Source organism: uncultured Winogradskyella sp. (genome assembly GCF_963975125.1).
Lineage (GTDB): Bacteria > Bacteroidota > Bacteroidia > Flavobacteriales > Flavobacteriaceae > Winogradskyella.
In genome coordinates, this window is record NZ_CAXBGB010000059.1 from 1 (window position 1) to 20,031 (window position 20,031).

General features: G+C 32.4%; 17 protein-coding genes. 11 read left to right on the top strand and 6 right to left on the bottom strand.

Features of this window, described 5'->3' with window-relative positions; genetic code table 11:
• Nucleotides 1–150: 150 nt before the first annotated feature.
• Together AAC053_RS09620 and AAC053_RS09625 are read right to left on the bottom strand one after the other, a co-directional pair.
• Nucleotides 151–825, bottom strand: a complete 675-nt coding sequence (locus AAC053_RS09620; protein WP_339755710.1) for a GLPGLI family protein — start codon at nucleotides 823–825, stop codon at nucleotides 151–153.
• Between the two features lie 25 nt (nucleotides 826–850).
• Nucleotides 851–1,054 (bottom strand): hypothetical protein, encoded by a 204-nt coding sequence (locus AAC053_RS09625; protein ID WP_339755712.1) that lies wholly within the window; start codon nucleotides 1,052–1,054, stop codon nucleotides 851–853.
• 833 nt (nucleotides 1,055–1,887) lie between these two features.
• Between AAC053_RS09625 and AAC053_RS09630 the strand changes: the two genes are divergently transcribed.
• From AAC053_RS09630 to AAC053_RS09670, 9 genes are all read left to right on the top strand, one after another.
• Nucleotides 1,888–3,045, top strand: coding sequence for a homogentisate 1,2-dioxygenase (locus tag AAC053_RS09630; RefSeq protein WP_339755714.1), 1,158 nt, complete (start codon nucleotides 1,888–1,890; stop codon nucleotides 3,043–3,045).
• 79 nt (nucleotides 3,046–3,124) lie between these two features.
• The gene (locus AAC053_RS09635; RefSeq protein WP_339755740.1) at nucleotides 3,125–3,322 is read left to right on the top strand and encodes a four helix bundle protein; all 198 of its coding nucleotides are present in this window, start codon (nucleotides 3,125–3,127) and stop codon (nucleotides 3,320–3,322) included.
• Between the two features lie 169 nt (nucleotides 3,323–3,491).
• Nucleotides 3,492–4,652: a 4-hydroxyphenylpyruvate dioxygenase gene (gene hppD, locus AAC053_RS09640; protein ID WP_339755716.1), complete on the top strand. Its 1,161-nt coding sequence runs from the start codon at nucleotides 3,492–3,494 to the stop codon at nucleotides 4,650–4,652.
• Nucleotides 4,653–5,022: 370 nt separating this feature from the next.
• The gene (locus AAC053_RS09645; RefSeq protein WP_339755718.1) at nucleotides 5,023–5,811 is read left to right on the top strand and encodes a DUF3108 domain-containing protein; all 789 of its coding nucleotides are present in this window, start codon (nucleotides 5,023–5,025) and stop codon (nucleotides 5,809–5,811) included.
• Between the two features lie 7 nt (nucleotides 5,812–5,818).
• Complete coding sequence (locus tag AAC053_RS09650) at nucleotides 5,819–6,751, top strand: tryptophan 2,3-dioxygenase family protein (RefSeq protein WP_339755720.1); 933 nt, start codon at nucleotides 5,819–5,821, stop codon at nucleotides 6,749–6,751.
• A 12-nt stretch (nucleotides 6,752–6,763) separates the two neighbouring features.
• Entirely contained in the window at nucleotides 6,764–8,071 is a 1,308-nt protein-coding gene (locus AAC053_RS09655) for a peptidoglycan DD-metalloendopeptidase family protein (RefSeq protein ID WP_339755722.1), read from the top strand.
• Nucleotides 8,072–8,079: 8 nt separating this feature from the next.
• Nucleotides 8,080–9,726, top strand: a complete 1,647-nt coding sequence (pgi, locus tag AAC053_RS09660) for a glucose-6-phosphate isomerase (protein WP_339755724.1) — start codon at nucleotides 8,080–8,082, stop codon at nucleotides 9,724–9,726.
• Between the two features lie 159 nt (nucleotides 9,727–9,885).
• Complete coding sequence (locus AAC053_RS09665; protein WP_339755726.1) at nucleotides 9,886–12,459, top strand: TonB-dependent receptor; 2,574 nt, start codon at nucleotides 9,886–9,888, stop codon at nucleotides 12,457–12,459.
• A 12-nt stretch (nucleotides 12,460–12,471) separates the two neighbouring features.
• The gene (locus AAC053_RS09670; protein WP_339755727.1) at nucleotides 12,472–14,145 is read left to right on the top strand and encodes a choice-of-anchor J domain-containing protein; all 1,674 of its coding nucleotides are present in this window, start codon (nucleotides 12,472–12,474) and stop codon (nucleotides 14,143–14,145) included.
• A gap of 119 nt (nucleotides 14,146–14,264) precedes the next feature.
• Here AAC053_RS09670 and gldD read toward each other — a convergent pair whose 3' ends face one another.
• The 4 genes from gldD to mutY all read right to left on the bottom strand — a co-directional run bounded on the left by gldD (nucleotide 14,265) and on the right by mutY (nucleotide 17,742).
• Complete coding sequence (gene gldD / locus AAC053_RS09675) at nucleotides 14,265–14,834, bottom strand: gliding motility lipoprotein GldD (RefSeq protein ID WP_339755729.1); 570 nt, start codon at nucleotides 14,832–14,834, stop codon at nucleotides 14,265–14,267.
• Nucleotides 14,831–16,150, bottom strand: a complete 1,320-nt coding sequence (locus AAC053_RS09680) for a gliding motility-associated protein GldE (protein ID WP_339755730.1) — start codon at nucleotides 16,148–16,150, stop codon at nucleotides 14,831–14,833. The genes gldD and AAC053_RS09680 overlap by 4 nt, the downstream gene beginning before the upstream one ends.
• A 21-nt stretch (nucleotides 16,151–16,171) precedes the next feature.
• Nucleotides 16,172–16,618, bottom strand: coding sequence for a single-stranded DNA-binding protein (gene ssb / locus AAC053_RS09685; RefSeq protein ID WP_339755732.1), 447 nt, complete (start codon nucleotides 16,616–16,618; stop codon nucleotides 16,172–16,174).
• Nucleotides 16,619–16,692: 74 nt separating this feature from the next.
• The gene (gene mutY / locus AAC053_RS09690) at nucleotides 16,693–17,742 is read right to left on the bottom strand and encodes an A/G-specific adenine glycosylase (protein WP_339755734.1); all 1,050 of its coding nucleotides are present in this window, start codon (nucleotides 17,740–17,742) and stop codon (nucleotides 16,693–16,695) included.
• Between the two features lie 133 nt (nucleotides 17,743–17,875).
• Here mutY and AAC053_RS09695 point away from each other — a divergent pair, with 133 nt between their 5' ends.
• Nucleotides 17,876–18,166, top strand: coding sequence for an HU family DNA-binding protein (locus tag AAC053_RS09695; RefSeq protein WP_008270198.1), 291 nt, complete (start codon nucleotides 17,876–17,878; stop codon nucleotides 18,164–18,166).
• A gap of 307 nt (nucleotides 18,167–18,473) precedes the next feature.
• Entirely contained in the window at nucleotides 18,474–20,015 is a 1,542-nt protein-coding gene (locus AAC053_RS09700; RefSeq protein ID WP_339755739.1) for a ribonuclease E/G, read from the top strand.
• Nucleotides 20,016–20,031: the final 16 nt, after the last annotated feature.

Genomic DNA, 20,031 nt, shown 5'->3' on the forward strand with positions numbered 1-20,031 from the left:
TGTAATAAGCATTACCAACTTGAGCATATATAGAAGTTGTAAATAAAAAAAACATCAAAAAAACAAAGTTTCTCATTATCTAATTTTAAATAGAAGTTGCATAAGGTAATATTACCTTATGCAACTAATTACTGACCTCTATAATTTGGTTTAATTTTTATTAATTAGAGTTTGGTATAAAATATCATCAAATTCTTTTTTTGATACTTTTTTACCTTTTGTTGGGCTTAATATGGTTTTGTCACTTTCTAAGTTAATAGATTTCGCAACAAAATAATAAGACCCTTTGGATGCTTCTAAAACCAATCCAGGTAAACCAAAATATTCAGCTGGACCAAATAAACCAGGAAATTTTGGTGAATACCATGCCGTTACAGTATGTGTTAGTGTCTGTTTTGTCATTGGATTGTATTCCTTAATAGTACCAATTGCCTTTAAACAAGTATAACCAAGAATTTTTTTCTTTTCTTTACTTAAATTCCATTCATATCTAAAAGAGTCTTTATCAATTACAAATAATTGGCCAAAAATATCTACTTGGTGTAAACTAATGTTTTTTTGATTATCAACAAAAAAAACACCCATTCCACCCCCTTTTCCAATAAATTGTTTGTTACGATTGGCTTCATTTGTCATTTTTTCAATGTATTCGAACCTTGATTTTGACTTATCAAAAAGTAGACTATATTCTATATCAGAAATAATTTTAACAACTTCATCTTTTGGGTTTTTATAAGCCTTCGAATAAATAACTTCAATTGTTGACTTAGTGCTAACATGAGTTATAATTAAAAAAATAGTTGTTAAAATTATTAGATTTTTCATTATAAAAAAATTAAGTTTAAATATTTTATAGGTAACCACCTACAACTACGGTGTCACCAAAGCTGCCAGAGCCACCAGCTGATTCGCACATTTCGTAATATTCACCGAAAGCAAATGCCCATTGTAACCAGGATAGTGATTCGCCAGTCGCTATGACTTCTTCCTGAACAGCTTGTAGCGCCCATTTGTTACATTCATGACTTATAATTTTTGTAATATCCCCTGACACTTCTTTAGCATTTAAAGAACTACTCATAAACAAAACCACAGCCATAAGGCTAAAAATTTTATTCTTCATAATTTAAGATTTTAAACCTATACTATTACATAGGTTGATTAATAAATAATTTCTCCCTAAAAATTAGGGAATGGAAGTCTTTAATTATGGAAGTCATGGAAGTCTTTTTTTGCTTCATAACAACGTTATGAAACTTGGAAGTCATTTTTTGTGGAAGTCTTTTTTGCGTTATTAATTTTTAATTTTACGGGATAAAATAAAAAAGCTTGCGCAAGCTAGATACTTAAGCATTTTTGTTATCCACATCACTAAGACTGACTTCCAGGCCGTCAAAGAAATGCTTTTAACTCTGTAAATCTAAAAAAAAAAAAACGGAAGCCAACTAATAAAAAGTAAGAATTTTTTTATTTTTTTCAATTACGGAAAAACCGTAATTATTTGATATACAAAAATTAAACTTTAACGTTTTTACGTTTGGAGTTTAACAAAAGTTTTTTAAAGAGGTGAGTTTTAGTGTTGTTTTTGATAAAACTTGTTTTGTCTTGCTAAGTTTGCTTGTGCTAAATTTTCACATATTTGTAATACTATAGATAGCATTCTGGCAAAACATAAAACTTCACCTTCATCTCCTAATTAAAAGGAACCATCCATAACTAAAAATATCGATTGAACCTATGACGTTTAAACAGATGCACCAATTGTCATTAATTCAAAATAAAATCGTCCATATGAATCCAGAATAAACACGTATTTTTTGTACCTTTAATGAGAATTATTTATGCGCTTCAACGTATAAACAGATCAACCCTTAAACAATAAAATAAATGCCATTTTATCATAAACTAGGAAAAATTCCACCTAAACGTCACACACAATTTCGTAAAAAAGACGGAAGCCTTTATTACGAACAATTATTTGGTACAGTTGGTTTCGACGGAATGTCAACCAATTCGTATCACGAGCAAAGACCTACACAAGTCAAAGAAATTAGAAAACAATATTCAGTAAGTCCAAAAGTTTCTAAAGCCAACAACATTCAATCGTATAGATTAAGAGGGTTTCAAGTAGCGCCTCAAGACGATTTTTTAGAAAGTAGAAAAATTGTTTTAACAAATTCTGATTGTCATATTGCATTGGCAGCACCAAGAAAATCTACCACAGATTATTTTTATAAAAACACAGATTCTGATGAAATGATTTTCATCCATAAAGGAACAGGGAAATTAAGAACTATTTATGGTAATTTAGATTTTAAATATGGGGATTATCTAATCATTCCTCGTGGAATTATTTATAAAATAGATTTCGATACAGAAGACAATAGGTTGTTTATTGTAGAATCTCATTCACCAATTTACACACCAAAACAATACAGAAATTGGTTCGGACAATTATTAGAACATTCACCTTATTGTGAACGTGATATTCGTCGCCCATTTGAATTAGAAACCAATAATGAAAATGGGGATTTTATTATCAAAGTAAAAAAGAAAGATGAAATTTTTGAAATGGTCTATGCTTCTCATCCTTTTGATGTAGTTGGTTATGATGGGTTTAATTATCCGTACGCATTATCAATTCACGATTTTGAGCCCATTACTGGTCGTATTCATTTACCACCACCAATTCATCAAACATTCGAAACCAATACATTTGTAATTTGTTCGTTTGTACCTCGTTTGTACGATTATCATCCTGATGCAATTCCGGCTCCATATAACCATAGTAATATAGATGCAGATGAAGTATTGTATTATGTTGATGGCGATTTTATGAGCCGTAATGATATTGAGGCCGGACATATTTCGTTGCATCCAGCAGGTATTCCTCACGGTCCACATCCTGGAGCAGCTGAAAGAAGTATTGGTAAAAAAGAAACTGAAGAATTAGCCGTTATGGTAGATACATTTAAGCCATTAAAAGTCACTGAAGAGGCCTTAAAAATAGCTGATGAAGATTATTTTAAATCTTGGCTAGAATAAAAAGGATTAAAGAGGTAAAGAAGAGGAAAGAGATTTTAATGGAGAAAAAAACTAAGACATAAATTATAAAAATCTCAAGATTTGGAAGTTAGGAATTGAAATTGTAGATGGTGTATTCGAAATAATAAGTCAGTTTCCTAAAGAAGAGAAGTTTGGTTTGTATTCACAACTAAGCAGATGTTCTATTTCAATTCCAAGTAATATTGCAGAAGGTTCGTCGAGAACAGATAAGTCATTTTCTTATTTTATTGATATTGCTCTTGGTTCATCTTTCTAATTAGAAACAAAATTAATAATAGCCTCAAAGAGGAAATATATTTAAAAAGAACAATTAAATAATCTAGAAGAAAAAATAGTAGAGTTTCAAAAGATGACAATGGGTTTTCAAAATAAGCTGTAAGAGTCTTTTCTCTCTTTTCTAATTTCTCGATTCTAAATAAATTATTATGGCAAAAGAAGTAAAAAATGTAAACTACGGTTTAGAAAAAATATTTGAAGGAGCGCAAGATTTTCTTCCGCTTTTGGGAACAGATTATGTTGAGTTTTATGTAGGTAATGCAAAGCAATCGGCTCATTTTTATAAAACAGCATTTGGGTTTCAATCCTTTGCTTATAAAGGCCTTGAGACAGGATCTAGAGATTCGGTTAGCTATGTACTAAAGCAAGATAAGATAAGATTAGTGCTAACAACTCCGCTAAATAGTAAATCACCAATCAATAAACACATCGTAAAGCATGGAGATGGAGTTAAAGTCGTAGCACTTTGGGTTGAAGATGCTCGCAAGTCTTACGAAGAGACTACAAAAAGAGGAGCAAAATCTTATATGGAACCTGTTGTAGAAAAAGATGAATTTGGTGAAGTTGTTAGAGCCGGAATTTATACCTACGGAGAAACTGTGCACATGTTTGTAGAACGAAAAAACTACAATGGAGCTTTTATGCCTGGATATGTGGAATGGAAAAGTGATTACAATCCAGAGCCAGTTGGTTTAAAATATATAGATCATATGGTAGGTAATGTAGGTTGGGGACAAATGAATATTTGGGTAAAGTGGTACGAAGACGTGATGGGTTTTGTTAACTTTCTTTCGTTTGATGATAAGCAGATTCATACAGAATATTCAGCTTTAATGAGTAAAGTGATGAGTAACGGAAACGGTAGAATAAAATTTCCAATAAATGAACCTGCAAAAGCTGCTAAAAAATCTCAGATTGAAGAATACTTGGATTTTTATGAAGACTCTGGTGTGCAGCATATTGCTGTAGCAACCGATGATGTTATAAAAACAGTTGCTCAGTTAAAAGCAAGAGGTGTGGAATTTTTACCACCACCACCACAAGCATATTATGATGATATTCCTAGACGATTAGGCGTGCACATGGATATGATGAAAGAAGATATTAAAGAACTTCAAAAGCTGTCAATTCTTGTTGATGCAGATGAAGAAGGTTATTTATTACAAATTTTCACGAAACCAGTTGAAGATAGACCAACATTGTTTTTCGAGATTATACAACGTATGGGAGCACAAGGATTTGGAGCTGGTAATTTTAAAGCATTGTTCGAGTCTATTGAGCGAGAACAAGCCAAAAGAGGAACTCTTTAAAAAAGTAAAAGCGCGTTTAGCTCCCTACAGCTAAACGCGCTAATAAAAAAACCAACTCTTAATTTTCAATAGCATAAAATAATCGACTAACTACTTTCTATGCATTTTGGGTTGCTCTATCCTAAACATCGGTCAATTATAGAAATGTGAGCATTAAACGAAAAAATAGTAAAATTAACCAAGGTTTTTGGATTATATTTCAATGAGGTAATTTATTTAAACTTTTCTTTATTGAAGCTAAAATATCAATTTTTCAGCCAAGAAATAAGGGGTTAAATAAGTTCTTACTACATTTGGAATAGTAATTGTATTTAAGATAATTGTAACACAATAAATGCGTTACATTATTTACATTTACAAACTAGAGATTATGAAGCATTTATTTACCATAGTATTACTTCTTGTAGGATTAAAAGCTCCAAGTGTACAAAAGCAATCTGCATTCCAGAAAGGTGAGTGGTTTAAGTTCGAAATGAGTTATAGTGGCTTTATAAAAGCTGGGAATGCTACATTATCGTTAAGCGAAACAAATTTAAACGGAATTTCGGTCTATCATGTTGTTGGTAAAGGCTGGACGACGGGCTTAATAAAAGCGATGTTTAAAGTTAAAGATCGGTACGAAAGTTTTTTTGATAAAGAAACAGGAGTACCTTATAAATTTATTAGAAAAATAGATGAAGGTGGTCACACAAAGGATGTTGAGATAAAGTTTGACCATAAAAATAAAATTGCAAAGGTTAATAATAAAAAACATAAAAAAGTAAAGACCATAACTACAGAACAAGATGTGCAAGACATGGTTTCTATGTATTATTTTTTAAGAAATAATATAGATATAACATCTTTAAAACAAGGTGATGAAATAAAAACCAATATGTTTTTTGATGAAGAAAACTATGGTTTTAAACTTAAGTATTTAGGCAGAGAAACTATAAAAGTAGATATTAACGGATCTAATGTGAAAGTTAAAACTTTAAAATTTAGACCTTATGTTATGGCTGGGCGTGTATTTAAAGAAGAAGAAAGTTTAACGCTATGGGTAAGTGCAGATAAAAATAAAATTCCACTAAAAATAAAAGCCGATTTAGCTGTAGGATCTCTCCGTGCCGACCTAATAGCTTTCAAAGGTTTAAAACATTCCTTTAAAATAGAATTCTAATTAATTTATGTCAGATCAACCTAATTACAACGAGATTTTAAAAGCACTTCAAGAGAAGTACACAGAAATAGACCAAGATACAGAAGACCATTTATACGGTCTGCTTTACAGTAAACCGATTACATATTGGGACTATATTCAAACCGATGCTTTATTGAATCTTCAAACTCAACGAACAACACTTCCAGATGAGATGGTATTTATAGCCTACCATCAAATTAACGAACTTATTTTTAAAATGATACTTTGGGAAATTTCTCAAGTTGCAGAAAAAGAAAATCTAGATGTTACTTTTTTTGAAAGTAAATTAATGCGTGTCAGTCGTTACTTCGATATGCTAACAACTTCTTTCGATATTATGAGAGAAGGCATGGATGTTGAGCAGTACATGAAATTTAGATATACACTTACACCTGCTAGTGGATTTCAGAGTGCACAATACAGGTTTATTGAGTTCTCCTCAACAGAATTAATTAACCTTATCGATTATAGATTTAGAAAAGATATAGATAGAGAGACACCTTTTACGCATGCCTTTGAGCACTTGTATTGGCAAGCAGCAGGAAAAGATTATAAAACAGGAAAAAAATCTACGCTTTTAGTTAATTTTGAAAAACGTTATAAAGATGAGTTTTTAAGGTTTATGGAAACCTATAATACAAAAAATCTTTGGACTCGTTTTAGAGAGTTACCAATAAAAGATCAACAAGATACAGGTTTGGTAAAAGCGATGCGTCATTATGATTATACGGTTAATGTAACTTGGGTTATGGCACACTATAATGCTGCTAAACACTACATTGAAAGTGGTACAGGTGATGGTGAAGCAACTGGCGGAAGTGACTGGAAAAAGTACATGCATCCTAAGTACCAAAAACGTATTTTCTTTCCAGATTTATGGACAGAAGAGGAATTAGAAAATTGGGGAAATAATTTATAATTAGCTTAATTAATGCAGTTAAAACGATTAGTAGCAATAGCAGTAATTGTAATAAGTATTTATGCTTGTAAAGAAGACAATTCCGCCGAAGAAGAACACAATAAAGAACTTGCCGAAATAGTTGAACAAGAAAAAATCATTGAATTTGGTTTTAATATTAATAACTATATTGTAAAGCGCGACACCATTAAAAAAGGCGATAGTTTTGGCGAAATATTAGAGCGCAACAATATTGGTTATTCGCAGATTTATAATATTGTAGAAAAAGCAAAAGATACATTCGACATAAGAAAACTTCATCCTGGGAAACCTTATACACTACTGTTTTCAAAAGAATCTCTATACGATAGCCTTCCAAGTCCCAACACTTTTATTTACCAACCAGATAAAGAAAATTACGTCGTTATAAATTTTAAGGATTCTATACATGCTTACACTAATAGAAAACCCATAACTTATGTTGAGAAAACTGCAACAGGTATTATACAAAGCAGTATTTCTAAAACATTAGAAGATAAAGGTTTAAGTCAAAAATTAGCCTATAAAATGGCGGATGATATTTATGCTTGGACCATTGATTTTAGAAGATTACAAAAAGGGGATAGATTCAAGGTCATTTATACAGATAAATATATCGATGATTCTATTTATGCAGGAGTACATAATGTGAAAGCGGCTTATTTTGAGCATAATGGAGATTCATTATATGCTTTTGAATTTGAAACCGATTCAATAAAAGGTATAATAGATTATTTCAATGAGGATGCTAAAAATTTACGACGCGCCTTCTTAAAAGCACCAGTGCAGTTTAGTAGAATATCATCCCGCTATAATTTAAAGCGACGTATTGCCGTTTATGGTTATAAAGTCCGCCCACATAAAGGAACAGACTTCGCTGCACCAATTGGAACACCAATTATGGCAACAGCAAACGGAACAGTGATTGAATCTACTAGAAGAGGTGGAAATGGTAAATATGTTAAGATAAGGCATAATGATACCTACACTACACAATATCTACATATGAGTAAACGCCTGGTTAAGAAAGGCCAGTTTGTTAAGCAAGGAGATGTTATTGGCAAGGTTGGTATGACAGGTAATACAGGTGGTCCACACGTTTGTTATCGTTTCTGGAAAAACGGAAACCAAGTAGATCCTTTTAGGCAGAAATTACCTGAGGCTAAACCAATTTCAGACAGTCTAAAAGTAAAATTCTTAGATTATATAAAACCCATAAAACAACGATTAGATAACATCTTTTTCTTAGAAGTAGAACTAATCGAAACTGAAAACACAATAACAGAAGACCCAATTTTATAATTAAAATAATGGCATTAAGAGCAATCAATCCTACAACCACAGATTCTTGGAAAAAATTACAGTCACATTTCGAATCTATAAAATCGAAACATTTAAAGGATGTATTTAATATAGATGCAGAAAGAGCAAATGATTTAAAGATAAAGTGGGATGATTTTTATGTAGATTTTTCTAAAAACAGAATCACCAAAGAAACTTTAGAACTGTTATTTGGATTAGCTAATGAAGTCCATTTAAAAGATGCCATTTCAAAATATTTTAAAGGAGATATTATTAACGAGACAGAAGGAAGGGCTGTTTTACATACAGCCTTAAGAGCACCAAAAGAAGAAAAAATTTATGTAGATGGTGAGAATGTTATTCCAGAAATACATGAGGTAAAACAAAAAATAGAAGAATTTACAAATTTGGTAGTCAGTGGCAATCATAGCGGATTTACTGGTAAAGCGATAACAGATGTTGTAAATATTGGTATTGGTGGTTCGGATCTTGGACCTGCAATGGTAGTAGATTCATTACAATACTATAAGAATCATTTAAAGACCCACTTTGTAAGTAATGTTGATGGCGATCATTATAATGAAGTTATTAAAACCTTAAATCCAGAAACGACACTTTTTGTTATTGTTTCTAAAACTTTTACAACTCAAGAAACCTTATCTAATGCCAATTCTATAAGAGCTTGGTTTTTAAAATCACAACCACAAGAAGCCGTTTCTAAGCATTTCGTAGCAGTTTCAACTAATATAGAAAGTGTGAAGACTTTTGGTATCAATGAAGCTAATATTTTCCCAATGAAAGACTGGGTTGGTGGTCGTTTTTCATTGTGGAGTGCCGTTGGGTTATCTATAAGTTTGGCTTTGGGCTACAAAAATTTTGAGAGTCTTTTAGAAGGAGCTCATAAAATGGATATACATTTTAAAACTGCGGATTTCGAAGATAATATCCCTGTTATTTCGGCACTATTAACGGTTTGGTATAACAATTTTTTTAATGCCAATAGTGAAGTCATTATTCCTTACACACAATACTTAAATCAGTTTGCGACATACCTTCAACAAGGTATTATGGAAAGTAATGGAAAAAGTGTAGATAGAGACGGCAACAAAGTTAATTATGAAACCGGAACGCTGATTTGGGGAGAACCAGGCACAAATTCGCAACATGCCTTTTTTCAATTGATTCATCAAGGAACTAAACTCATTCCTGCAGATTTCATAGGTTATATAGAATCATTATATGGCAATAAAGATCATCAAGATAAATTGATGTCTAATTATTTTGCGCAAACCGAAGCCTTAATGAATGGTAAAACAGAAGAAGAAGTTTTATTAGAACTAAACAATCAATCACTTTCTGAAGAGGAAATAAAAAAGCTTTTGCCTTTCAAAGTATTTGATGGTAATAAGCCAACAACATCGTTTTTAATTAAAAAGTTATCACCAGAAAGTTTAGGGAAGTTAATTGCTATGTACGAGCACAAAATCTTTGTGCAAGGTATTATTTGGAATATATATAGTTACGATCAATTCGGTGTTGAACTTGGTAAACAATTAGCTAAGTCTATATTAAATGAGTTAAACGAAGACGTTACTCCTTCTAGCCACGATGCATCTACTCAAAATTTAGTGGCTTTTTATAAGAAGAATTGTTAAAATTTGTTAAAAAGTTTTAATAAATTAATTATACACGCATAGTATTTAACGATTCTATAATTATCTTAGCGTCGCTTAATTGTTAATATTTTCTTAATATTTCAACTATAGTTTTGCGTAATTTTGCGCTAATTAAAAACCAATTAACTTAAATTTTATATGAAAAAATTTAACCAATTTTTATGTATTGTTGTTGTAACATTGTTCACAACATTTGCATATGCTCAAAGCACTATCAAAGGTAAGATTATTGATAGTGACATGAATTCGCCGCTTCCTGGAGCTAATATAATAGTAAAAGGAACATCTAACGGTGCAACCACAAATTTCGATGGTGATTTTACCCTTACTGCAAAATCAAATTCTGGTGAAATTGTAATTTCTTACGTAGGCTACGTTAGCCAAACTATCGCTTTTAGTGGAGATACCGATTTAGGCACAATTACATTAATGTCTAGCAATGTTGGCTTAGATGAAATTATGATTGTAGCATCTATAGCTGTTGATAGAAAGACACCTGTAGCTGTATCTACTGTTAGAGCAGCGGATATTCAATTAAAATTAGGGACTCAAGAGTTTCCTGAAATATTAAAATCGACACCTGGTGTATATGCTACTAAATCTGGTGGTGGTTTTGGTGATGGACGTATTAACTTACGTGGATTTAATTCTGAGAACGTTGCTGTTTTAATTAATGGCGTGCCAGTTAACGACATGGAAAATGGGCGTGTGTTTTGGAGTAACTGGGCAGGATTAGGTGATGTAACAAGTTCTATGCAAGTACAAAGGGGTTTAGGTGCAGCGAGAGTTGCAGTGCCTTCTGTCGGTGGAACCATCAATATCTTAACTAAAACTACGGATATGGAAGAAGGTGGTAACATTAAAACTACTTTAGCTAATGATGGTTATAATAAATTTGGTGTAACATATTCTACTGGTTTAATGGATAGTGGTTATGCTGCTACTGTCTCTGTTGCAAAAACTGATGGTGATGGTTATGTTAGAGGAACTCAGTTTAACTCAGTGTCTTACTTTCTTAACGTTTCAAAAGAAATAAATGACCAACACAAAATATCATTTACAGCTTTCGGTGCAAAACAACGTCATGGACAAAGACAAAACAGACAGTTAATTGAGACCTATAGAAAAAGTGAAGATGGAATTAAGTACAATTCTGATTGGGGCTATAAAAATGGTCAGGTTACATCTATTGAAGATAACTTTTACAACAAACCACAAATATCTTTAAATCACTATTGGGATCTTAATGATAATACGAGCATCTCTACAGCAGCATACGTATCGTTTGGCTCTGGAGGTGGAGGTGGTACTCTTGGAAGTGATTCTGAAGCACCGGGATTTGAAGGTGATGCTAGATTTAAATTTCAAGATTCAGAATATCGCATAGGAGAATTTGGGCCTTTAGATTTCGATCGTATTGTTGATGAAAATATTGCTAATGGAGCAAATGGTTCTAGTGCAGCATTAAGAGCATCTCGTAATAATCATAATTGGTACGGCGTTTTATCTACTTTGAAAACAAATCTATCTGATGACTTAGTGCTTTTAGCAGGTCTAGATTACAGAAATTATACAGGAATTCACTATAGAGAAGTAACCGATTTATTAGGCGGACAATTCATTATTAATGAAGATAACGTAAACAACCCAACAGGTGTTGCTAGAGTTGGAGATAAAGTATCATACGCTAATGATGGTTTAGTAGGATGGTTAGGTGCTTTTACACAATTAGAGTACGATGTTAATGAAAATGTCAATACATTCATTTCATTAAATGCTTCAAATACGTCTTACAAGAGAAAAGATTATTTTAACTATTTAGACGGTGATCCATTGCAAGAGACAGATCGTTATAATTTCTTTGGTTTTGGTGCAAAAGGTGGTGCTAATTACAGAATAACAAATAATCAAAATGTGTTTGTTAATTTAGGGTATTTTGAAAAAGCAGCAGATTTTGATGCAGTTTTCCCTAACTTTAACAATGAAGATATTAATGCAGATGCAGAAAACCAAAAGATTTTAAGTTTTGAATTAGGTTATGGGTTTAGAGGAGAGAAATTTTCTGCAAATGTAAACTTATACAGAACATCTTGGAGAGATAGAACTGAAACCGTACCTTTTCAACTGAGCGCAGACGAAACAGGATTTGCTAACATCCTAGGTGTAAATGCGCTTCACCAAGGTATAGAAATTGATTTTGTTTATAAAGCAACGGATAAATTAGACATTACTGGTATGGCATCTTTGGGTGATTGGAGATGGGAAGATGATGTTACAGATGTTCAAATTTTAAATGAAGAACAAGAAGTAGTAGATACAGTAAATTTATTTATTGGTGATACACCTGTTGGTGATGCGGCTCAAACTACATTAGCATTAGGTGCTAATTATAGATTTGGGGTAAATACAAGATTTACTGTTGATTATAATTACTTCGATCGTTTGTACGCAGATTTCAATCCTAGTGATAGAGGGGTTGAAGGAGCACCAGATCCTTGGGAGGTGCCAGCTTATGGAGTTTTTGATACTGCGATTTCTCACGGTTTTCCGTTTGGTAAATTCAAAGCATATTTAACTGCAAGAATGAATAATGTATTTAACACAAAATATATTGCGGATGCTTTAGACGGAACAGGATCAAATGCTGAAACTGCATTGGTTTATTACGGTTTTGGTAGAACGTTTAGTGTAGGAGCAACTCTTAAATTTTAAAAAATTAGAAAAATGAAAAAAATATTAATTTTATTAGCGTTTATAGGGATGGCCTTTACTGGTTGTAATCCTGTAGAAGATATCAATAATGATATAGACAGTGAGGTAGTCGTTGGTATAGAAGAATTTACAATGACTACAGAAGATTATGAAAACATAGTAGAGCAAGGTGAAGATGACGATCCTGATTACTATGAAACTTTTGAAGCATTTAGCGATGTTGATGATGCAAAAGCAATGTTACCAGGTTTTTTAAGTAATAGATACCCGTTTTGGGGAGAAGGTTCTTCGGTAGCAGTAAATTTCAATTTATTTGATGGTAATCCTGAGAACGCAAGTGATTTTACGAATTCAGATGTTTATGAATTATCAAATGCAGATTATGCATCTACAGGTAGTGATGCCTTTGGTTTCTATCCAGATGTAGATGCTTCGGATGAGATTCCTGCTGTATTAGATGCTCAAATTGCTAGTCCAACTGATGGACAATTAGTATTGGTTAAGTACGATCAGTATTTTGAAGTTCCAGAAATTGGTCTTGCTCCATTGTATAACGCTGAGTTTCCTGCAGATTATGATAGTTTTGAATTAGTTTCAGTCTCAGGGCCTGACGCGTTAGGATGGACGGTTGGAGCTGCTAACGTACAAGGTTCTGGTTTTTCTGGAGGCGCAGTAGCAACAGAAGAGTGGCTTATATCACCAGAAATTGATTTAACAGGTGAGTCTGATTTATTATTTCAAATCACTCAAGAAATTGATTTTTTAAATGATGAAGACTTGATTGATGTTATGGTCTCAACAGACTATACTACAGGTGGAGATGTAATGGCAGCTACATGGACTGCGTTTGCTTTTGATAAAACAATTTATGGCAGTTTAACAGCATCAGAAGATTTTGACTTTTCTGCTTATGATGGTCAACAAATACATATAGGTCTTAAATATAGCTCTACAGATTCAGATTCTCCAAGGTGGAGAGTACAATCATTGGCTGTTAAAGCGATTGGTATTTCTGGTGATACAAATGCAAAAGGCGAATACTTTGTATATGAAGATGGATCTTGGGAAGCTGCAGAAGATGTTCATTATTTAAGTGCTGCAGATTATGATTCTATGGGTGAAAATTCTGGTCAGCCTGGTCGTTTTGATAACTTTAGTAATTCTACTTCACCTTCAGATTATTTGCCACAATTTTTGAGTATTCAAAATCCATTTGCTCAAGAAGAGGATGAGATATTTATTGTGTATAGATTTTTCAGAGGTGGTGCGGTAGGCACAACAACTAGAGGTAATTTATATACATTTACTAATGGAGAATGGATACAGTCAACGACTTCATTAAAATTAGGTTATAAAAATGGTGTTTGGGTACCAGACAATACAATTAGATATACACTAAATTCTACTGATTATTCTTTAGTAGTAGATGAGTTAACAGGTATAGAAGGTTTTGAAGCTGCTGTTGATAACCTTGATAGTTTTGGTAATTTTAATAGAACAGGCCCTTGGACTGATGACATGATTGTTACAGCTCTAAATGTTGTTCTAGATAATTTAGATCCTAGTGCCGAAGAAGGTCAAAAGTATATTGTAACAATAGCAACATGGGCACCTGGTAATTCAACTGAAGATTTTGCACTTATAAAAGATACTGGTGAGTGGAGACTTCAAACAGACGAAGATTAACTACATCTGTAAAAGTATAAAAAAACCGCTGTTTAAAACAGCGGTTTTTTTTATTTATACTTCTTAAAAAACCTTTTAGGTTTTTGCATAAGAGTGGTGTGTGTTTTTATTTAAAGTTTTTAATTCTTCCACTCAATACTTTCCATAATACGCTTAATATCTTTTTTCAAGTATTCTGCTGCAGGATAAATAGAATCATAGTTTGGTTTAGTATAGAAATATAAAGAACCCCTTACAAAGTGATTAATGCTGTCTGTAACATAGAATTGAGACTGCGACGCTGCATCACCACCTATTTCGTATAACATTCCATATACTTTCTCTTCTTTATTTTCAAAAAAGTTACTAGAAATTTCATCTGCTTTAATAGTATGTTTTTGGGTTAAGTTTTGAGCATCACGCAAAAGGTTGTTTAAATTATCCTTTTCAACTTTTTTATAGGTGAGGTAAATAGTTGCTTTTAAGGAAGGGTATTTTACATCTATACCAATGGCGTCATTAGAAGTTTTAACTGAGCCTATTGATTCTGTGAGTTTATTTTTTTCAAAAGAAAATGGCAGAGGAATAGAAGCTTTTTCATACAACGCTTCAGGATATTCTAATCTTAAGTAGGCTTTAGGTTTAGGTAATGGATCATCTCCACAACCTAACACAAAGAAACTTAATAAGGGTAATACGATTCGTTTCATTCAGCTTTATTAAGTAATGTCAGTTTAATTTGTTTAATACGTTTTCGTTCTAAGGCTTCTATTGTAAAAACGTAATTTTTAAAATTTATTTTACTACCTATTCTAGGGAAGCCACCAGAAATTTCTAAAACAAAGCCAGCAAGAGTTTCTGCCTCACCTTTTCTTCTTTCAAAATTTCCCATATCTTTTTCAATACCAACTATTTTGTACACATCTTTTAAAGGTGTTTTACCTTCGAAACTATAATTGTTATCATCGATTTTTGTAAAAATTAAATCGTCGTCATCATACTCATCACTAATATCACCTACAATCTCTTCAATAATATCTTCTAAAGATACTAATCCTGAAGTGCCGCCATATTCATCAACAACAACAGCAAGGTGCACTTTCTTAACCTGAAATTCTACCATTAAGTCATCTAATTTTTTATTTTCAGGAACAAAAAAGGGTTCGCGTAAAAGGGACGTCCAATTGAATGTTTTCTTATTTAAATGAGGTAATAAATCTTTCACGTAAAGCACACCTTTTATAGTGTCTATATTTTCTTCATACACAGGTATTCTAGAATACTCATTGTCAATGATGTCTTTAATAATAGTTTCAAAAGGAGTATCAATATTTAATGCAAACAAATCCATTCGAGGTCGCATCACTTGTTTTGTGTCGGTATTTCCGAAAGAGACAATGCCTTGTAATAGTTTTTGCTCTTCTTGTGTTGTGTCTTCGTTGTTAGTGAGCTCTAAAGCTTGAGATAACTGATCTACACTAAGATTAGATCGTTGCTTGCCAAATCTATCTTGAATTTTTATGGTCACATATCGCATAGGTAAACTTAAGGGAGAAAAAAGCGCATCTAGTATATTTAGCGGTCTTGCCATAAACGACGAAAACTTAACACTATTTCTACTTGCATATATTTTTGGAATAATTTCACCAAATAATAAAATTAAAAACGTTGCAGAAACAACTTCGAGGAAAAAGCGAAAGATATCATTTGTAATACCACTAAAAAGCGTTTCACCAATATAGGCAAACAATAATACAACAGCGATATTAATAAAGTTATTGGCAACGAGAATGGTGGCCAATAATTTTTTAGGTCGCTCTAAAAGGGTCGCAAGGATTGTCATAGTAGCAGATTTATTCTCTATACCTTCATCAATATTAGATTTGGTTAATGAAAACAATGCGACTTCAGCACCAGAAATTAATGCGGAACAGACAAGTAAAACAATGAGTAAGACAATACTAGTAATAAATGAAGTATTGGTAATTAATAAATTTGAAATTAAAACCGTGGGTTCTGGATCCAAAATAAAAATAGATTAAATTATTTAGAATGGTAAATCATCCTTACCATCTGGCACTACACTATTAGGCGCAGATTGTTCTGGCTGAGTTGAGCTCTGAGGAGGATTAGCTTGTAGATTATTTTGCTGTTCGTTTTTATTAGTTAAAAACGTAAAATCCGAACATTGTATTTCTGTAGAATAACGTTCCATGCCTTTATCGTCAGTCCATTTTCTTGTTTTAATCCTACCTTCTATATAGACCTTATCACCCTTTGTAAGGTATTTTTCGCAGATTTCTGCAGCTTTGTTTCTTACAACTATATTGTGCCATTCTGTGTTAGATACGCGCTCGTTAGTTTGCTTATTTGTATAAGTTTCGTTTGTAGCCAGAGGAAAACGACCGACACAATTTTTGTCGTCGAAATAATGCATTTTCACCTCATCTCCTAAATGCCCAATTAGCATTACTTTATTTAACGTACCTGACATAATAATTTTGTTTTAGTCTGCAAAGTTACTGTTTTTGCAATCGCAACTTTAAAAGTAATAAAAAAATATGATTTCTATAAACTCTTAAAATTGAATTCATTTATAAAATCACTAATAAGGACAGGTGCTGGATATTTATTTAAAGTTGTAACAGATATAGATTCTTTAGGAAGTTGAGCGGTTTCTACAATCCAAAATTTAGTGTGCAGATGCTGATGCGAAAGCTTATGCACTTTATCAGTCTCGTTATATAATGAGTAATCGAACTCATTAGATACTAAAGCGGTGTTTTCTAAATTTAAAAGATGAAATTCATTCACGCTCAAGCTCTTTTTGGATTCAATCAAAGGAAATTGATATAGATTTTGCCAAATGCCTTTACCTACACGTTTTTCAAAAAGAACCTTTTTGTCCTTATCAACACAGACCAAAAAGTTGAAATATTTGGTTATAATTTTAGTTTTCTTCAACTTTATAGGAAGAACATTTACTAAATTTTTTTGAAGTGAGACACAACCATCTTTAAGAGGACAAGTTGTACAATCTGGATTTTTGGGTTTGCATTGTCTTGCGCCAAACTCCATTATTGCCTGATTATAAGTTGCAGGTTGTTGTTCATCTATTAAAGATGAAGCCAATGTTTTAAATTCTTTAATTCCGGCAGTTAAGTTTATAGGAGTATCAATACCATAATAACGTGCTAAGACTCTATATACATTACCATCAACAACAGCAGCAACTTCATTAAAAGCAATAGATGCTATAGCACTAGCTGTATAATCGCCAACACCTTTTAATTTGAGAAGCGCATTGTAGTTATTTGGAAAAACACCATTTAGGTCGTATGCTATATGTTTTGCAGTTGTATGTAAATTTCGCGCTCTAGAGTAATACCCAAGTCCTTGCCAAAGCTTTAAAATTTCTTCTTCTGATGCCCTTGCCAGATCAAAAACAGAAGGGTATTTTTTAACAAATGCATTATAATAAGGTAATCCTTGTTTAACTTGAGTTTGTTGTAAAATAATTTCTGAAAGCCAGATGTAATATGGATTTTCAGTACTTCTCCATGGTAATTCTCGTTTATGAATTGAATACCAGTTAATTAGTTTGTTTTTAAAATCCATTTGATTTTTAAATGATGTAGCAAAATTAAATCTTTATCACGTTAAATTTTAATTAATTACGCTTGAAATATTGAAATTAAATTACATATATTTGCATCCCTTAGAATTTATAGTAACCCTAAAACTAATAACAATGACAAAAGCTGATTTAGTAGCTAAAATATCTGACAAGTTAGGTATTGAAAAAGGAGATGTGCAAGCTACAGTAGAAACCTTTATGGAAGAAGTAAAAACATCTTTAGAAAGCGGAGATAACGTATACTTAAGAGGTTTCGGTAGTTTCATTATTAAAACAAGAGCTGAAAAAACAGGTCGTAATATTTCAAAAAATACTACAATAAAAATACCAGCTCACAACATTCCAGCATTTAAGCCTGCTAAAGTATTTTTAGAAGGTGTAAAATCTAATGTTGAAGTAAACTAAAGCATTTAAACTAAAATATTAATTAAAAAGCATTATTTATTATGCCAAGTGGTAAAAAAAGAAAAAGACACAAGGTAGCGACGCACAAGCGTAAGAAACGTAGACGCGCTAATCGTCACAAGAAAAAATAAATTGTTAAAAGTAGTTTTTAAAGCTACTTTTTTCAGTTTTAAAGAAACGTTCTTTGATATAGAATTTAGGTGACATTTAATAGAGTGTTCCTAAGTTTGCTGGATATTACATCCTGTGTCAAATAATTTAGTAAAATCCATCTAACTCAATGAAGAGCTAGATTTAAATTAACATTATGAACAAAGAATTAATCGTAAGATCGAGTTCAGATATTGTTGATTTTGCCTTATTAAAAGATGGAAAACTTATTGAATTACATAAAGATGAAGAGGATAATGACTTTGCAGTTGGTGATATTTTTATTGCCAAAATACGCAAGGTTATGCCTGGTTTAAACGCTGCGTTTGTTAACGTAGGGTACGAAAAAGATGGTTTTTTACACTATCATGATCTAGGACCGCAAATGCCTTCTCTTTTAAAATTCATTAAACGTGTAAGCACAGGGAAATTAAGAGATTATACTCTAAAAGACTTTCCATTAGAAAAGGATTTAGATAAGCATGGCAAAATTGCCAATGCCATTAAGTCTAATCAATCCATTTTAGTACAAGTAGTAAAAGAACCTATTTCCACAAAGGGACCACGCATTAGTTCAGAATTGTCTATTGCTGGCAGATACATTGTCTTAGTGCCTTTTTCTAATCGTATTTCAATTTCTCAAAAAATTGATTCGCAAGAAGAAAAAGACCGCTTAAAAAGACTCGTAAAAAGTATCACACCTAAAGGGTTTGGGGTTATTATTCGTACCGTAGCAGAAGGCAAGAAAGTTGCCGAGCTCGATAGTGATTTACAAAATTTGCTGGGTCGATGGACAGCAATGTGTAAAAAATTGTATAAAGCGCATCACCCAACTAAAGTATTGGGGGAAATGAACAAAGCATCCTCTATTTTGAGAGATATTTTTAATGATTCATTCTCTGGTATTGTTGTAGATGATGAAGAAATGTACATACAAGTAAAAGATTACGTGCAACAAATTGCACCAAAAAAAGAGTCCATAGTAAAGTACCATAAAAATGGGCCAATTTTCGAAAAATTTGGTATTGAACGCCAAATTAAAACATCTTTTGGTCGTACAGTATCTATGGCAAGAGGAGCTTATTTGGTAATAGAACATACTGAAGCGCTTCATGTTGTAGATGTAAACAGTGGTAATCGCTCTAACAAAGAGAAGAACCAAGAGGATACGGCTTTAGAAGTTAATATGATCTCAGCCCAAGAGATTGCGCGCCAATTACGTTTACGTGATATGGGAGGCATCATCGTTATCGATTTTATTGATATGGGACGCGCTGAGAACAGAAAGAAGCTTTACAATTATCTCAGAGATGAGATGAAAGACGACAAAGCAAAGCACAAAATATTGCCGCCGAGTAAGTTTGGTTTAGTGCAAATTACCAGACAACGCGTTAGGCCAGAGCGCAATATTAAAACAAAAGAAGAAAATCCGAATTTAGTCGGAGGAGATGAAATCGAAGCACCAATAAAGGTTGTGGAACGCATCAATCAAGACATAGAGCGAGTTTTTAAAAAAGACTATAAAAAGATAACATTAAATGCACATCCTTTTATAGCAGCCTTTCTAACCAAAGGGTTTCCATCAGTACGTTCAAAGTGGTTTTTTGAACACAAAAAATGGGTAAAAGTTTTACCTAGAGATGCTTACACTTATCTTGAATATCATCTTTTCGATAAAGATGGTAACAAAATCAAATAATATCTATTAGAAAAAA

Excerpts from the sequence above, each read along its gene's own strand:
- AAC053_RS09620 (WP_339755710.1), bottom strand. The coding sequence starts at position 825 with ATGAAAAATCTAATAATTTTAACAACTATTTTTTTAATTATAACTCAT.
- AAC053_RS09630 (WP_339755714.1), top strand. The coding sequence starts at position 1,888 with ATGCCATTTTATCATAAACTAGGAAAAATTCCACCTAAACGTCACACA.
- hppD (WP_339755716.1), top strand. The coding sequence starts at position 3,492 with ATGGCAAAAGAAGTAAAAAATGTAAACTACGGTTTAGAAAAAATATTT.
- AAC053_RS09645 (WP_339755718.1), top strand. The coding sequence starts at position 5,023 with ATGAAGCATTTATTTACCATAGTATTACTTCTTGTAGGATTAAAAGCT.
- AAC053_RS09650 (WP_339755720.1), top strand. The coding sequence starts at position 5,819 with ATGTCAGATCAACCTAATTACAACGAGATTTTAAAAGCACTTCAAGAG.
- AAC053_RS09655 (WP_339755722.1), top strand. The coding sequence starts at position 6,764 with ATGCAGTTAAAACGATTAGTAGCAATAGCAGTAATTGTAATAAGTATT.
- pgi (WP_339755724.1), top strand. The coding sequence starts at position 8,080 with ATGGCATTAAGAGCAATCAATCCTACAACCACAGATTCTTGGAAAAAA.
- AAC053_RS09665 (WP_339755726.1), top strand. The coding sequence starts at position 9,886 with ATGAAAAAATTTAACCAATTTTTATGTATTGTTGTTGTAACATTGTTC.
- AAC053_RS09670 (WP_339755727.1), top strand. The coding sequence starts at position 12,472 with ATGAAAAAAATATTAATTTTATTAGCGTTTATAGGGATGGCCTTTACT.
- gldD (WP_339755729.1), bottom strand. The coding sequence starts at position 14,834 with ATGAAACGAATCGTATTACCCTTATTAAGTTTCTTTGTGTTAGGTTGT.
- ssb (WP_339755732.1), bottom strand. The coding sequence starts at position 16,618 with ATGTCAGGTACGTTAAATAAAGTAATGCTAATTGGGCATTTAGGAGAT.
- mutY (WP_339755734.1), bottom strand. The coding sequence starts at position 17,742 with ATGGATTTTAAAAACAAACTAATTAACTGGTATTCAATTCATAAACGA.
- AAC053_RS09695 (WP_008270198.1), top strand. The coding sequence starts at position 17,876 with ATGACAAAAGCTGATTTAGTAGCTAAAATATCTGACAAGTTAGGTATT.
- AAC053_RS09700 (WP_339755739.1), top strand. The coding sequence starts at position 18,474 with ATGAACAAAGAATTAATCGTAAGATCGAGTTCAGATATTGTTGATTTT.